15 protein-coding genes are annotated in these 14,694 nt (G+C 59.3%); 2 read left to right on the top strand and 13 right to left on the bottom strand.

From position 1 onward, the window contains the following. The first annotated feature begins 275 nt into the window (after positions 1-275). Positions 276-1,043: an HpcH/HpaI aldolase/citrate lyase family protein gene (locus KQI12_RS09320; protein WP_216572766.1), complete on the top strand. Its 768-nt coding sequence runs from the start codon at positions 276-278 to the stop codon at positions 1,041-1,043. A gap of 101 nt (positions 1,044-1,144) precedes the next feature. Here the strand turns inward: KQI12_RS09320 and KQI12_RS09315 are convergent, their stop codons facing one another. The 4 genes from KQI12_RS09315 to KQI12_RS09300 all read right to left on the bottom strand — a co-directional run bounded on the left by KQI12_RS09315 (position 1,145) and on the right by KQI12_RS09300 (position 3,629). Beyond that, complete coding sequence (locus KQI12_RS09315; RefSeq protein ID WP_216572764.1) at positions 1,145-1,693, bottom strand: hypothetical protein; 549 nt, start codon at positions 1,691-1,693, stop codon at positions 1,145-1,147. 14 nt (positions 1,694-1,707) lie between these two features. Beyond that, entirely contained in the window at positions 1,708-2,199 is a 492-nt protein-coding gene (locus KQI12_RS09310; RefSeq protein ID WP_216572763.1) for a PF20097 family protein, read from the bottom strand. A gap of 209 nt (positions 2,200-2,408) precedes the next feature. Further along, a complete protein-coding gene (locus KQI12_RS12650; protein ID WP_216572762.1) occupies positions 2,409-3,095 on the bottom strand; it encodes a DUF4367 domain-containing protein in 687 nt (228 codons plus the stop codon). Between the two features lie 3 nt (positions 3,096-3,098). After that, positions 3,099-3,629 (bottom strand): RNA polymerase sigma factor, encoded by a 531-nt coding sequence (locus tag KQI12_RS09300; protein WP_216572759.1) that lies wholly within the window; start codon positions 3,627-3,629, stop codon positions 3,099-3,101. A gap of 151 nt (positions 3,630-3,780) precedes the next feature. Between KQI12_RS09300 and KQI12_RS09295 the strand changes: the two genes are divergently transcribed. Beyond that, the gene (locus tag KQI12_RS09295; protein WP_216572757.1) at positions 3,781-4,701 is read left to right on the top strand and encodes a sugar phosphate nucleotidyltransferase; all 921 of its coding nucleotides are present in this window, start codon (positions 3,781-3,783) and stop codon (positions 4,699-4,701) included. A 107-nt stretch (positions 4,702-4,808) separates the two neighbouring features. On the opposite strand, the gene KQI12_RS09290 is transcribed toward KQI12_RS09295, so the two are convergent. The 9 genes from KQI12_RS09290 to KQI12_RS09250 form a co-directional block, all read right to left on the bottom strand. Then, positions 4,809-6,341: an ABC transporter ATP-binding protein gene (locus KQI12_RS09290; RefSeq protein WP_216572755.1), complete on the bottom strand. Its 1,533-nt coding sequence runs from the start codon at positions 6,339-6,341 to the stop codon at positions 4,809-4,811. A 1-nt stretch (position 6,342) separates the two neighbouring features. Beyond that, complete coding sequence (locus KQI12_RS09285; RefSeq protein ID WP_216572753.1) at positions 6,343-7,329, bottom strand: ABC transporter permease; 987 nt, start codon at positions 7,327-7,329, stop codon at positions 6,343-6,345. Next, a complete protein-coding gene (locus tag KQI12_RS09280) occupies positions 7,329-8,417 on the bottom strand; it encodes an ABC transporter permease (RefSeq protein WP_216572752.1) in 1,089 nt (362 codons plus the stop codon). Before KQI12_RS09280 ends, KQI12_RS09285 begins: the two co-directional genes overlap by 1 nt. 153 nt (positions 8,418-8,570) lie before the next feature. After that, positions 8,571-9,605 (bottom strand): BMP family protein, encoded by a 1,035-nt coding sequence (locus tag KQI12_RS09275; protein ID WP_216572748.1) that lies wholly within the window; start codon positions 9,603-9,605, stop codon positions 8,571-8,573. 227 nt (positions 9,606-9,832) lie between these two features. Beyond that, positions 9,833-10,522: a methenyltetrahydromethanopterin cyclohydrolase gene (locus tag KQI12_RS09270; RefSeq protein ID WP_216572747.1), complete on the bottom strand. Its 690-nt coding sequence runs from the start codon at positions 10,520-10,522 to the stop codon at positions 9,833-9,835. A 2-nt stretch (positions 10,523-10,524) separates the two neighbouring features. Further along, positions 10,525-11,499 (bottom strand): methenyltetrahydromethanopterin cyclohydrolase, encoded by a 975-nt coding sequence (locus tag KQI12_RS09265; RefSeq protein WP_216572746.1) that lies wholly within the window; start codon positions 11,497-11,499, stop codon positions 10,525-10,527. Positions 11,500-11,596: 97 nt separating this feature from the next. Then, positions 11,597-12,628 (bottom strand): zinc-binding dehydrogenase, encoded by a 1,032-nt coding sequence (locus KQI12_RS09260; RefSeq protein WP_216572744.1) that lies wholly within the window; start codon positions 12,626-12,628, stop codon positions 11,597-11,599. Positions 12,629-12,631: 3 nt separating this feature from the next. After that, on the bottom strand, positions 12,632-13,582 hold the full coding sequence (locus tag KQI12_RS09255) for a zinc-binding dehydrogenase (RefSeq protein ID WP_216572742.1): 951 nt from the start codon (positions 13,580-13,582) through the stop codon (positions 12,632-12,634). Positions 13,583-13,644: 62 nt separating this feature from the next. After that, positions 13,645-14,670, bottom strand: a complete 1,026-nt coding sequence (locus KQI12_RS09250; RefSeq protein WP_216572741.1) for a zinc-binding dehydrogenase — start codon at positions 14,668-14,670, stop codon at positions 13,645-13,647. Positions 14,671-14,694: the final 24 nt, after the last annotated feature.

Below are 14,694 nucleotides of genomic sequence, written 5' to 3'. Positions count from 1 at the left end.
ATTTCGAGACTCTCGTTTCGGCATTTTGGCTGAAATCTATCATTTTTCCACATAAGCGTCCAATATCGTGCAGATATCTCTTGACAAAAACTCCTTTTTTCGCTATGATGACAGCGGACCGAGCGGAAGGTCTCCGCAAGGACCATCTTTCTTTTCCCTTTTCTTTGGAAACTGATCCCGTGATACGGGATCACACGACGCGATGTCAATGATTTGTCTGCCCCGGGGCCGGTCCTTTCCGCTGGCCCGAGACAGGCCCTGGGAGGAATTTTGATATGTTCACCAACAAGCTCAAGCACGACCTCTATGCGGGCAAGACCTGCTTCGGCACCTTCATGTGCCTGAATTCCAGCGACGTGGTCGAGATCGGCGGTCTGGCCGGCTTCGATTTCGTGATCCTGGACTGCGAGCATGGCTATATGTCCCCTGAGACCACCATGGGTCTGGTCCGTGCCGCTCAGCTGGGCGGCACCACCCCCATCGCCCGCGCCACCTTCAACGGCGAGACCGAGATCCTGCGGCTCCTGGATGTGGGCGCCTACGGCGTGCAGGTCCCCCAGATCAACACCAAGGAGGACGCTGAGCTGGCCGTCCGCCGCGCCAAGTACTACCCCATGGGCATCCGCGGCTCCGCCATGACCCGCTCCTGCGACTACGGCAAGACTCCCTTCACCGAGTACATCAAGCACGAGAACGAGGAGACTCTGGTGTCCGTCCACATCGAGAACATCGTGGGCCTCAAGAACATCGAAGAGATCGCCGCCGTGGACGGCGTGGACGTCCTCTTCCTCGGGCCCTATGATATGTCCCAGTCCATGGGCATCCCCGGCCAGACCGACCATCCCCGCATCGAGGAGGCCGCCGAGATCGTGCTGGCCGCCTGCAAGAAGTACGGCAAGATCCCCGGTGTGTACGCTGAGTATCCCGAGGTCGCCAAGATGCGCGCCGAGCAGGGCTTCAAGTACATCCCCTTCGGCATGGCCACCACCCTCATCACCCGCGGCTTCATGGACATGCTGAAGCGCGCCAAGGGCGAGGCGTAAGTCATCTTCCCAGGTTTTCCTGAAACAGCATAAGGACCGCCGCCCACCGTTCTCCGGTGGGCGGCGGTCCTGTTTTATCGAGACGATCCGCGGCGGTCCTGTCAGCCGTTTTTCCGGCCAAAGTAGTCTCTGGCCTGCTGATCGCAGATGGACGCGGCATCCGCCGGGAGGGTGGGATCCACGTCCTCCGGGAAGCGCTCTTTCAGAGAGGCGGCATAGCCCTCGCCATCCTCTGGCTCCCAGAACTCCGTCATGGTATAGCTCCCGTCATCCCCTACATCGAAGCGGACCGCGCAGGGCCCGCTGGCCCCGCCGGTCATGGTGACATCGCCATCCTGTTCCTGGTACTGGGCATAGAGGACGGCCAGATAGACCTCCTCGCCGCCCTCCTCCGGCACGGTCCGGAGGACCTCGTGGTACTCCGTGGCGAAGGTCTGGTCATCGCCCTCCCGGAACATCGCCCCATAGTGCTCCATCACCGCCTCATGGACCGCCGCCTCCAGCGCGTCATCCGCCGGGACGGCCGTGGGGCTTGGCTCCACCGCCGTTTGGATCGGCGTGGATGTTGGAGCCGCCGCCGGGGCACAGCCGCTCAGGGCCGTCAGGAGCGCCGCGCCCAAGAGCGGCAGGAGCCGATCGACATGTTTCATGATGTACCTCCTCTTCATCTGGATGGATACGTCAAACACCAGCGATAGATCCCATAGAGGGCCAGGACCGCCCCCAGCACCGTCAGGAACCAGATCAGCCAGCTCACCCGGCTCAACGCCAGGATGAACGCCAGCAGATAGGCGCTCCCCACGATCCACGGCCAGATCCGCCGGACCACTTTGGCCGCCCGGACCTGCCGGGGCGTCAGCCCATCGGTGGCGAACCAGATCCGGCCGCACCACGCCAAATCGCCGCCGCTCTGGAAAAAGCCATGGATGTGGCCCGCTCCGCAGTCCGGGCAGGGCTCGTCCCCGCCGATCACGATCATGCCGCAGACTGGACAGCGGAAAGCCTCCATGGTCCGGACGCCCCGCCGCCGCCCCTGCAGGAAGTATCCCTCAGCGCTCTGCCGGAACAGGAACTGGCGGGGCCGCATGCTCCAGGCCGCCGCCTCGGCGTACAGGAAGCCGGGCTCCAGCTCATGGTGACAGTTTGGACAGGACATGGGCGTTTCCCCCCCTTCGATGGGTGTAGATGTGTTTGGGTCCGGAGCGTCTGTCTATGATGGATCTCTACTGTTCGTTATCAGTCGTTTTGGGAAAGGAGCATCCTTCCGATCAGTGGTATGTTGCAGGATGGCAGATATCTGTCTTCCCGTTCTGACTACTGTAACGAAGAAGGAGGTGATTTGGGGACACTATTTTCTGAAAATTTTTATTCTTGTATCGTCACGCCATTTGCGACTGCGATGATCTCATCCGCATCGAAGGCTCCTGACAGCAAGAAAAGATATCTATCATCTTCCCACATCAAAATCGTATAGTCATCTTTCACTACGAGCGTTCCCATATCCCCATCGATCGAGGTAGCCGTGACCTTAGCATCTTCTGTATCTAGGATGACCTTCATATCGGTATCTGCGTCGATCATCTGTTGGCGGAATTTCAGCCTGATCCCATCCGTCCCACTCAGATAGATGATCCGCTCCATATCTGTCGTCGTGCGTTCCATTTCCTCCATGCCCTCGGGCAGATAGCCGAACGTGATCGTTCCAAGGCCGTACCCGCCTTTGCGGGTGGAGGAGATATGGAAGCGGGTCAAGTCCGTGAACACCTCGCTGATGATGGTGATGACCTTCTCCCGACAGGCCTCCACCGTCATCAGGCAGGAAAAGCCTACCACAGACACGGTAAGGATGAGCACCGCCGCGTGCCGGACCATCCGCAGCAACTGACGGACCGCTGGCGACCGCCGCTGGTCCCGCAGGAGCCGCCTCATCTTCCGCCGGAATTTGGGAGAAAAGTGGTGGATCGGGACCTGCTCCGTCGTAGGCAGAGCCGCCAGCCAGAGCGCCTCCGTCTCCGGAGCGGACTGGTACAGCATCTCCTCTGTGATCTTCACGGCTCACACCTCGCTCTCTTCCAGATAGCCCTCCAGTTTTTTCCGTGCCCGCTGGATGAGCTTCTTCACGTTCTCCGGTGACAGAGACAGGAGCTCTGCCACCTCCTCGGTGGAATAGCCATGGGCATACTTCAACAGCAGGACCTCACGGTAGTGCCCGGGCAGCCGGGCGATCGCTCCCGCGATGCCCGCTCCATCTTCGACCTGTTCGATGACAGAGATATCCGGGACCCCCAGATAGGCCTCATCGAAGGGCACCATGCTCCGCCGCTTCCGTCGGCGGTACAGGTCGATCGCTTTGTTCTCTGTTATGGTAACGATCAGCGCCCGCGTTTGGGGACACAGCGGATCGCCGATCTTCTCCAAATGATTGATGATCTTCAGGAACGCCTCATGGACCACGTCCTCCGAGTCCTTCGTATCCCCCAGGATCTGGTCCGCCGTATAGAACATCAGATCTCGATAGCGCTCATAGAGGGCCTCGAATTTTCGTTTCTCCTCCGGCGCTTCGATCATAGCCAGATAGACGATCATAGGCGGCGGACTTCCTCCCTTCGGCTCATACATACCGTCCTCCCATTGTACCCTACGCCCTCCGGGAAGTCAAATCCCAGCCCGTAGTTGCGTCTCCGGCGGAGATATCCTATAATGGGGAGGAACGACAAAGAAAAGGAGTTGTGTTTCTATGCAGAGACCTGTCCTCGTGGTCATGGCCGCCGGCATGGGCAGCCGGTACGGCGGCCTCAAGCAGGTGGACCCGGTGGGGGCCCACGGTCAGCTCATCATCGACTATTCCATCTACGACGCCCATCGGGCCGGTTTCGACACTGTGGTGTTCGTCATCAAGCGGGAGCTGGAGGAGACCTTCCGGGCCGCCATCGGCGACCGGCTCTCCAAGGTCATGACGGTCCAGTACGCCTATCAGGAGCTGGACGATCTGCCGGAGGGCTATGCTGTGCCCGAAGGCCGGGTGAAGCCCTGGGGCACCTGCCACGCGGTGCTGGCCGCCCGCCATGTGGTGGATGGTCCCTTCGCCGTGATCAATTCGGACGACTACTACGGTCCGGAGGCCTTCCGGGAAATCTATGACTATCTGCTCCACCATCCCGATGATGCTTACTACGAATATGCCATGGTGGGCTATCTCCTGCGGAACACGGTCACGGAGCACGGCTATGTGTCCCGGGGCGTCTGTGTGGAGGATGGGGAGCACTATCTCCAGACCGTCACGGAGCACACCCATATCGAGAAAGACGGGGACGACGCCCGCTCCACCGCTGACGGCGGTCAGACCTGGAGCGCGCTCCCCGGCGATACCATCGTATCGATGAACCTGTGGGGCTTCAGCCGGAGCTTCCTGGACGAGGCGGCCGCCCGGTTTCCCGCCTTCCTGGACGAGGCTCTCGTGACAGTCCCCATCAAGGGCGAGTATTTCCTGCCCAGTGTGGTCAGTCAGCTCATCGGCGAAGGCAAGGCCCGGGCCAAAGTCCTGCGCAGTCATGACCGCTGGTATGGCGTCACTTATCAGGAGGACAAGCCTTCCGTGGTCAAGGCCATCGCCGACATGACCGCCAAGGGGCTCTATCCCGAGGAGCTGTGGGGGTAAGGGCCAGAGCGCGCTCCGGGATATCTTTCTTATAAATGTTCAAAAAGCATCTCTGGGGCACCGATCCGGTGCCCCAGAGATGCTTTTTCGATGTCGATACGGAGCTGTCAGGATGCCGCAGTCCCTGACGCTTCCTTGTTCTTCACACCAGCCATCAGGAGGCCGATCGCATTCTTGGTCGCCTGTGCCTGAGGCACTACTCCCATGCATTCGCCCTCATAGATGACAGCCACCCGGTCACTCAGAGCCAAGATCTCATCCAGCTCTGTGGAGACCAGGAGCACCGCGCAGCCGCGCTCTCGCGCCTTCAGGATACACCGGTGGACGAACTCAGTCGCTCCGATATCCAGTCCGCGGGTGGGATGGGCGGCAATCAGCAGCTTCGGTTCCTGGTCCAGGATGCGGCCCACGATGATCTTCTGCTGGTTGCCGCCGGACAGCGCGCCAGCCTCCAGATCCAATGATGCCGTACGGATATCATTGAATTCCACGAGTTCTTTCGCCTTTTCTGTGATGGCCTTTTTCTGGAGCACGTGGGCTTTGCTGTAAGGCTTATCCTGGATCGTCTCCAGGAAGAGGTTCTCCAGCACGGACATCGACAGGACCAAGCCCTGACGGTGACGGTCCTCCGGGATATGGCCCAGTCCGGCATCGATGAAGGCGCGGGGCGGTTTTCCATTCATCTCCTGTCCACACAGTACGACCTTGCCGCCGGAGAGCGGCATGAGACCGGCGATGCCCTTGATGAGCTCCGACTGTCCGTTGCCGTCCACGCCGGCAAGACCTACGATCTCGCCCGCCCGTACCGACAGGTTGAAATCCTTGATGATCGGCCGCTTCCGCTCGTCGTCTACTCTGAGGTCCCGGACCTCCAAGACCGTCTCTCCCGGCTCCTGCTCGGCTTTGTCTACGCCCAGACGCACTTGATAACCGACCATGGCGGAGGCCAATACCTGCGGATCACACTGGGACAGGTCATCAAAGCAGTTCGTGATCTTACCGCGGCGCAGGATACTGACCCGATCGCTGATGCTCAACACCTCATTGAGCTTATGGCTGATAAAGATGACGCTGACGCCATCCTTCTTCAGGTTCCGGAGGATCTTGAACAGTTCCTCGGTCTCCTGCGGAGTCAGCACCGCCGTCGGCTCGTCCAAGATCAGGATCTTCGCGCCCCGGAACAGCACCTTCAGGATCTCGACTCTCTGCTGTTCGCCAACGGACAGGGTAGAGACCAGCGCGTGAGGGTCCACATGCAGATCGTATTTCTGGCTGGCCTCCAAGATCTGGGCCTCGACCTGCTTCATGTCCAGACGGAGCTCTTTCTTCATCCCAAGCACGATGTTCTCCGCCACCGTGAAGGCCGGGATCAGCATAAAGTGCTGATGCACCATGCCGATGCCCAGACCGATGGCCTCCTTGGGGGAGGCGATCTCCGCCCGCTTCCCGTTCACGAAGATCTCGCCCTCATCGGCACCATACACACCGTAGATCACGTTCATCAGCGTGGACTTGCCCGCACCGTTCTCACCCAGCAGGGAATGTACCTCGCCTGGGTAAAGGTCGAAGGTGACATGGTCGTTCGCTGTGTTCGTGCCAAAGCGCTTGGTGATATTGCGTACGCTCAATACCGGTGTCATATCATTTCCCTCCGATCCCGCTGGTCTGCTTGGGTCTGCGCTTGCTGCTGCGGGCCTTATCCTTCACGAACGGCACATTGCTGGCCGCGGGGCCCTTGGACGGCCCCATGAAGAACACCAACGCCAGGAACGTGATGAGGTAAGGCATCATCAGGTAGAAATAGTAGGGGATGTTGAAATTCATCGCCTGCATACGAAGCTGGAGCGCGTCGCCCGCGCCAAAGAGCAACGTGGCCAGTGTAGTGCCCATAGGGTTCCATTTGCCGAAAACGATGGCGGCATAGGCGATATAGCCCCGGCCGGAAGAGATATTGTCATAGAAGGTGTTCAGGCCGTTCAGAGTCAGGCAGGCTCCAGCCAGGCCGCAAAACGCGCCGGTCACCAGCACCGCGAGCCAGCGGATCCGGATCACATCCACGCCGGCCACATCCAGTGCCTGAGGATTCTCACCCGCCGCACGCAGCTCCAAGCCGCGGCTGGTGTGGAACAGGAACCAGGAGATCCCGAACAGTGCCAGGAGCGCGATATAGGTCAGGGGATACTGGCCGAACAAGACCGGCCCGATGAAGGGGATGTCGCTCAGGCCAGGGATATGGATGGCCTTGAAGCCCGGACAGTTTGCCATTTGAGAATCCGTTCCGAACATGAAGCGGAAGATCGTGCTGGTGATGCCGATCGCCAACGTGTTGAGGCCCAGGGCAACTACCACTTGGTTGACCTTCACATTGATGCTCATGAACGCGTGGATCACCGCCAAGGACATACTGCCTATCATTGCGATCACCAAGCCCAACCAGACGTTCTGAGTCAGATAGGAGCCCAGATAGGCAAAGAACGCGCCCATGAGGATCTGGCCCTCCAGAGCCATGTTCAGGATGCCGGCACGTTCACAGATGATGCCGCCCAACGCCGCCAGCATCAACGGTGTCATCAGCCGGATCGCAGAGGACCAAAAGTCAGGGGTCAAAAAGATCTTCAAGACTTCCATCACTTTGCCGCCTCCTTTTCCATGCCTCGCTTGCTGTCAGAGAAGAGACCGCTCACCAGGCCGATAAAGTCGATCTTCGCATAGCTGAAGCCAAGCACGCTCAAGATGACGATGCCCTGGATGATATACAGGATCGTGACGGGGACGCCCATCATGATCTGCATCACACTGGCTCCGCTGCGCAGAGCGCCCAGCAGGAAACCAGCCAGCGCCACGCCCACAGGGTGCAGACTGCCCATCAGAGCCACCGAAATGATATCATAGCCGGTATTCGGAGAGAAATTCTGTACCAGAAGATGCTGATAGCCGAGGATCTGTACAGAGCCCGCCAAGCCGGACAGCGCTCCACTGGTGATGATCGCGATCAGCAGATACTTTCCGGTATTCACGCCGGAGGTACGGGCCGCCTCACCGTTGGCGCCTACCGCCCTCAGCTTGAAGCCGATATCCGTCTTATAAAAGATGAACCAAAAGAGGATGACGATCGCGATCGTCAAATAGAGGCTGGTACTCAGCTCTGTTCCCGGGATGAGACGGCTCAGCATGGCAGACTCCTGGATCTTGGGAGACTGGTTGTTCAGTGTGCCCTCACCTTTGAAAAAGCTGGCCAGCGTGTAGTTGACGAAGTAGAGTCCCACATAGTTCAGCAGGACCGAGGTGATCGTCTCATTATAGCCCTTTTTGATCTTCAGCCAGCCAGGGATCAGCGCCCACATGCCGCCGAAAAGCATACTGCCCAGCAGGCAGATGGGGATATGGAGGAAGAACGGCAGTCCCTGCAGGTTCACGCCGAGCCAAGTGGCCGCGAACGCACCCAGATAGAGCTGGCCTTCACCGCCGATGTTGAAGATGCCGCATCGGAAGGAAAGCGCGATGCCCAGTCCGCCCAATATGAGGGGGATGGCCAGCACAAGGCTGGCGCTCAAATTCGACTTGCCCACGAAAGCACCTTTGAATAGAGCAAGGAAGGTAGCAGCGGGGTCATAGCCCCGCCACATCAACAGGATACCGATGACCACGAAGGCCAACACCAGTGCCAGAACGACTGATATCAGGCTGTTCAGCACTGAGCGGACGCGTTTGTTCATAACAGGGTTCCTCCTTTCGGGGTACAGATGGTCTGTAAGTGAGCTCAGGACCTTCAGAATATGATGATGGCGCGGCGGCCACGCCGCCGCGCCATCATAGATGTCAGGGATCCGTCATCATCAAGGTCCCGCTGAGATAGGACCCGATCCGTATCAGTACAGAGTGGGGATATCCAGCTTACCGTCCAGATAATCCTGGATCGCGGCCTCCATCTGGGCCTTCTGATCGTCGTTCAGGCCGTAGAACTCACTCATGCTCTGTGCGCCGTTTTCAAAGCCATAGACGCCCACGCCAGGCGTGAAGGTGCCATCCAGGAAGCTCTTGGCCGTCGCCACATAGACATCGGGGTTGGACTGGATACCGGAACAGATGACCGTATCAGAGAGCCCATGCTGGTCAGAGACCCAGCCTTCAGAATGGATGCCCTTCTCTTCACAGGCCTGGAACACGCCCACAGAGTAAGCATCGCCCAGAGGAAGCAGAACATCGCAGCCCTGAGAGATCAGAGAGTCCGCGCACTCCTTGGCCTTGGGCAGGTCGTCCCAAGAACCGGTAAAGGCGGACATGACCTGGATATCAGGATCCACAGCCTTGGCACCCAGCTCAAAGGTGTCCATATCGGCCTTATTGTTGGGAGCGTCATCCGGGGGGATGATGCCGATCTTGCCAGTCTCGGAGACCATGGCAGCGGCCATGCCGCTGAAGTAGCCCAGCTCGCCGAACTTGTAGACCGTACCGGAGAGATTGTCGCCGGACACGTTGGCGTTGACCGCCACGAACTGCACGTCAGGGAACTCAGGCGCCACGGTGGACATCGGCTCGCCAAACTCAGCGCCGTGACCGAAGATCAGGTTGAAGCCCTGCCGGGCATAAGTACGCAGGACATTGGGCACTTCGGCGATAGCGACCTTCTCACTGTAGGCAGTCTCCACACCCAGCTCATCGTGGATACGGTTCAGGCCCTCAAACGCGGAGGCGTTCCAGCCGCCGTCGTTGACCGCGCCGTTGCAGACCAGAGCGATCTTCACATCGGAGGCATCCTTCTCCGCGGGAGCCTCGCTGGCCGCCGGCGCGCTGCTTTGCGCCGGCCCAGCGGCACCCTGAGAACCACCCGTATTTCTGGAGCAAGCCGCCAAGCCAAGGAGCATCGTACCCGCCAGCAAAAGCGCCATCAGTTTCTTTTTCATCGTTAAGTTCCCTCCTTGTGTTTGTTATGGATCAGATCCCTGTTCCTATTTGTAATCGGTTACATCTCTTCTATCTATAATTTTAGCATATCTCATCTTTGTTTTCAAGGCCTCTTATCGATTTTTTGCCTCGTCTTTGTGCTTTCTACTAATTTTACAGATCATTTTCAAAAAGCCTTATATTCAATTTGACTATTCCATTTCAAACTTTCATGTTCGGCTCGATTTTATCCTTTTCCATAAGTAAAAGCGGTTACAAGTTCGTGTATACGGAGTCCAGGATAGTCTGTCCGTTCCAACGCGCGGCGGATCGCGTCTGCGTCTCCGCGGACCCATAGGGCTCCCGCGGCCGCGCTGCGTTCCATTTCACGCCGGCGCCGCTCAGTCTCTTCCAGATCAGCCGTCATTGCCGCGATCGGGCAGCTGCTCCATCCCCACTGGATATCTGTGATGCCCTCTTTCTGGAGCATCATCACGCCCCGCGCCAAAAGACGGGCCGCACGCAAAACTCCCGCGAACAAACTGTCTGATGCCGCTGTCACCACATTACCGTTCTGTTCTTCCGGTGCGGGAGCATGCTCTGCCACTCCCAACATCCAGCGCCCATCCTTCCGGACCCCATATATCCCAGAAGCGTCCGGAACGAATGATCTCATCATCCCCAATGGGTCATCGATAAAAAGCTCCAGTGCGGGGATCTGACTGCCATCCGGCATCTTCCGGTGCGTATAGCTCACCTGTCCCCGGCCGCCGATCAGTCCTTCCAGCACGTATTTGGCCGCCATCCAGCCGCCAGGGGCCTTCCAGCCGGCGTCGATCAAGGTACCGCCGCTTCGCGTTTCCACGAAGCAGTTTGCCGCTTCCGCCTCCTGTTTCAACGTCTGAAAGCTCTGTTCCGCCCTCGCAGTCCATTCCATACTCATCGTCCTCCGTTCGTCCCTAAAAAGTCCCGCTCCAGCACGCCTTCATGGATCGCGCCATAGGAGAACTGCCCTCCGGTTCGGATATCGAAGAAATTCACCCGGCAGGGAGCGTCCCACTCCCGCGGCACGTTCCGCCATAGATAGCCGCACCGTGCGAACAGCTCCTCGAACGGTGTCCCCCAAACATCCTTGTTCTTGTCGAACGGCAGGATCTTTTCCAGACGCAGGATCTCCTCCTCCGCGCAGTCTACGTAGAGGTTGGTCTCCTGTCCGTACAGGAGACCATCGTTCACCCGGCCATAGGCCAGATCCTCATCATCTACTACCGCCGGGATCGGCGCACATCCGCTGGCCTGTACGATAGAACCGATCGGAAATCCCTGATCCAGCAGACTGGGCAGGCTCTGCTCTACGTTTCTGGCACAGACCTGTGCCGCTCCAGTCAAAGTCCCGGTCCGGGCCGCCAACAGATAGAGATCCTTAGCCTCCCGTTCCACCGAAGCCGCGATCAGGTCAGTCATCCCCTCATCCGGCAGTCCATCGATCTGGATGTTCGCCACTATCTTCCGTGGGTGAGGGTCTCGATAATCCACTGCCTGGGCGAACTGGTCTGTGCCAGTCACCGACCGGATCGGACCAGATACAGACCGCCGTACACCCTTATATTCGATATACAAGAACGCGTCGTGGGCCGCAAGCTCTGCTATCGCCGCATGGTCCACGAACACAGTCGCTACGGGCAGGCGGCAGGTACCTATCCGCATCGTCGTATACGTCAGTTCCCCCAAGCCGCCCAAATTGGCCTCTGTGAAATATTTGGCCGCCATCCAACCACCTTTCGCATAGACGCCCAGGTCGATGACCGTCGCCCCGTTGGCCAGGATATGTACCTTGCCCCCCAGCGCATCCAGCTCCGGCAGGATGCATCGCTCTACGATGTCCGCCGCCCGCTCGTTCAAGGAATCGCGCAAATCGCTCCCCCCTTATCCTTTTTTGTTTTAAAAATGGGCGCGGATCCGCTCTGTTCGGTATCCGCGCCCATTCGCTCTCATCTTACTGTATCCGCTGTTATTTCTCCCAGCGCAGGAGGATCCGATGGATGTCCCGATCTTGGTCGGCCCGCTCCATCTCTTCCCCCAGCCGTTCCATCGATCCAAAGCTCAAGCTCAGGTCACTGAAATCGACCTGACCACTTCCCAGCAGGCGTACCGCCTGGCGGAAACTCTCTTTGTCATGCCGGATCGCTCCTGTCAGCACCAGTTCCTTGAAGTGGATCTGGTCCAGATCGATCTTGGGGTGGTCCTCATGGGTCGGAGCATAAAGGAGGACATCGCCCCCCACACGGGCCGCCGCTAAACACTGGTCCACTGCCTCATGACCACCGGCCGTATAGATGGCTGCCGCGGCACCCATGCCGCCGGTCTCCGACAGCACCCGCTCCGGCCACCCCTCGGGAGACAGGACCATATCCGCCCCCATGGCAGCCGCTCTGGCACGCCGGGCCTCGCTCCGCTGGACCACGATGACCTTGCAGCCTCTCAACTTCAAAAGCTTCAGGAACAGCAGTCCCATGAAGCCTGCGCCCACGACCACCACTGTGTCTCCGGCCGTGATGCGCAACCGTCCTACCCCTCTGGTGACGCAGGCCACCGGCTCCGCCAGTGCCGCGAAATGGAGCGGCGCATCCGGTGAAAAGGGGAACACCTCATAGCTCTCACAGACCAGATGATCGGCGAAGCCGCCCGGTCCAGACCAGTCGCGGTCCATAGGGCCGTCATTGGCCAGACAGTGATTGTCATAGCCCCGGCGGCAAGGTTCGCACTGATTGCACCGCACCCACTTGGCTACCGACACCGGCATCCCAGGCACGATATCCTTGGGGACTGCTTTTCCGGTCTCTACTACCGTGGCCGCGATCTCATGGCCGCCCACGAACGGGAACGGCATAGACTCCGTGCCTTGGAAGATATAACGTTCCCAAGTGCATAGGCCACAGGCCTCCACCTTCACCAGCACCTGACTATCCTTCAGCGGCGGGATCTCCCGTTCTACCTGCCGAAGTCGGCCCACTCCATCGAATTGGATCTGACGCATCTTCATCGGTCACGCCTCCCCGCCGATCCGGAAGAGGACTTTCATCCCCTTCTTGTCCAAAAGGTCCTCGAAAGCACCCTTCCAGTCTTCCAATGCCACCTCTCCGGTGATCACTGGAGACAGATCCAGCACCCCCGACTCCTGCAGCCGGAGCGCCTGACGCCAATCCTTCCAAGTATGACAGAACGTTCCCTGGATCTTCAGCTCTCGATAGACCATCTGATCATAGGGGAGCGTCACCTCCTTCGCGGCGATGCCGACCTGGAGCAGAGTCCCCCCCTTTACCAGCGCTGTCAGCGCTGTACGGATGCCGCCGCCCGCGCCGGAGCAGTCCACCGTCAGAGGATAACCATCAGGGCGCGGCTCCGTCACGACTGCGATCCCGGCTGCCGCCGCACGATCCAGCCGCTCTTTGTCCGCCGCCGTCCCGATCAGCTCCGGATGACAGCCATAGGCCCGCAGGGTCAGGGCAGTCAGCAGGCCCATAGGCCCCGGACCCACGACCAATACCGGCATCCCCGGCTCAGTCTCCACCAGACTGACCGCATGGACGATACAGGCCAGTGGTTCCGTGAGAGCACCTGCCCGGAGGCTCACATGCTCCGGCAGGGGATGGATATACTGGGGATCCACCAGGACATATTCCGTGAAAGCGCCCGGTGTATCGAAGCCGATGGAATGTCTCTCGGCGCAGAGCTGATAGCGGCCCGTCTTGCAGTAGACACACCGGCCGCAGGTGGAGGCGGTATGCTCCGCCGTCACCCGCTGACCCAGCGTGAAGCCGGTCACGCCCTCGCCCAACTCCGCGATGGTCCCGGAGAACTCATGGCCGTGGATCCCCTGTGGGAGTCCAGGCTCCTCTCCCAAATAAATATGGAGGTCGCTCCCACAGATGCCGGCATAAGCTACCCGGATCTTGACCATCCCAGGCGGGGTCATCAGTTCCGGTACTTCTCCCATCCCGAAATCTCTAGGCGTATCACTATGCCTCAGAAGCGCTTTCATCTCTCTGCTCCTTCCGTTCACATACGGACGATCACACGATAGGTATCCGGAGAAATGGCCCGCCGGAAGGCATAGTCGATCTTCTCGAAGGGCACCTCTTCGCTGATGAACTCCCGCACATCGATCAGGCCCTCAGACAGCATCCGGGCAGACTCCCGGAAGCTCTCCTTGGTGGTGGAGACCAGACCAGTGAAGTTGATCTCATCATAGTGGATCTTGTTGGGGTCGATGCTCATGGTCCCCTTCGGATAGATCGCGCCATAGAATACGATCGTGCCGCCCTTGGCCAGCGCGTTGATGCCCTGCTCCGCCGCTTTGGCGCCGCCCGCCGTATAGAACACCGCCTCGACGCCGCGGCCGTCGGTCATCCCGCGCACTACTTCCAGCAGATCTTCCTTCGTGGGGTCGACGACGCGGTCCGCGCCCAAACGCAGCGCCGTCTCCTTCCGCTTCTCATCGACCTCAGTGATGACCACCTTCAGGCCGCTGAGCTTGGCCACCTTCACATGGAGCAGGCCCATGATGCCGGCGCCAGTGATGACCACGGTATCACCGTAGGACACATGGGCTTTCTGTACACTGCGCAGGACACAGGCCAGAGGCTCCGCCAGCGTGCCCACAGAGAAGTCGATATCATCGCTGACCTTATAGACCTGATAGCCCTCGGCCACCATGTACTCGCTCAGGCCACCGGGTCCCCACAGGGTGTTGGGCTTGGGATCGTCACCGCCGTTCACGCACATATTGTCCATGCCGCGCTGACAGTAATAACACTCTCCGCAGCGGGTGATGGCGGCCACGACCACTTTGTCCCCCGGCTTCACGCCCGAGGCGACCCGGCTGCCCACCTTCTCCACGATGCCACACACCTCGTGGCCGCCGTGGAAGGGATACTGTTCCTTGCCGCCGGTGAAATAGCGCTGTTCAAAGGTGCAGAGACCGCACGCCTGGATCTTCACCAGGACCTGATCCTCCCGGATCTCTGGGACAGGTGTCTCCTGAAGTTCTACGGTCTCTTTCGCAGTGATGACAGCTCGTTTCATATCAGCTCGACCTCCTTGATCGAT

Origin of the sequence: Pseudoflavonifractor sp. MSJ-37 (genome assembly GCF_018917965.1) — a bacterium.
Classification (GTDB): Bacteria; Bacillota; Clostridia; order Oscillospirales; family Oscillospiraceae; genus Pseudoflavonifractor_A.
The sequence above is the reverse complement of the archived record's forward strand: the minus strand, read 5'-3'. Positions and strand labels throughout refer to the sequence as shown.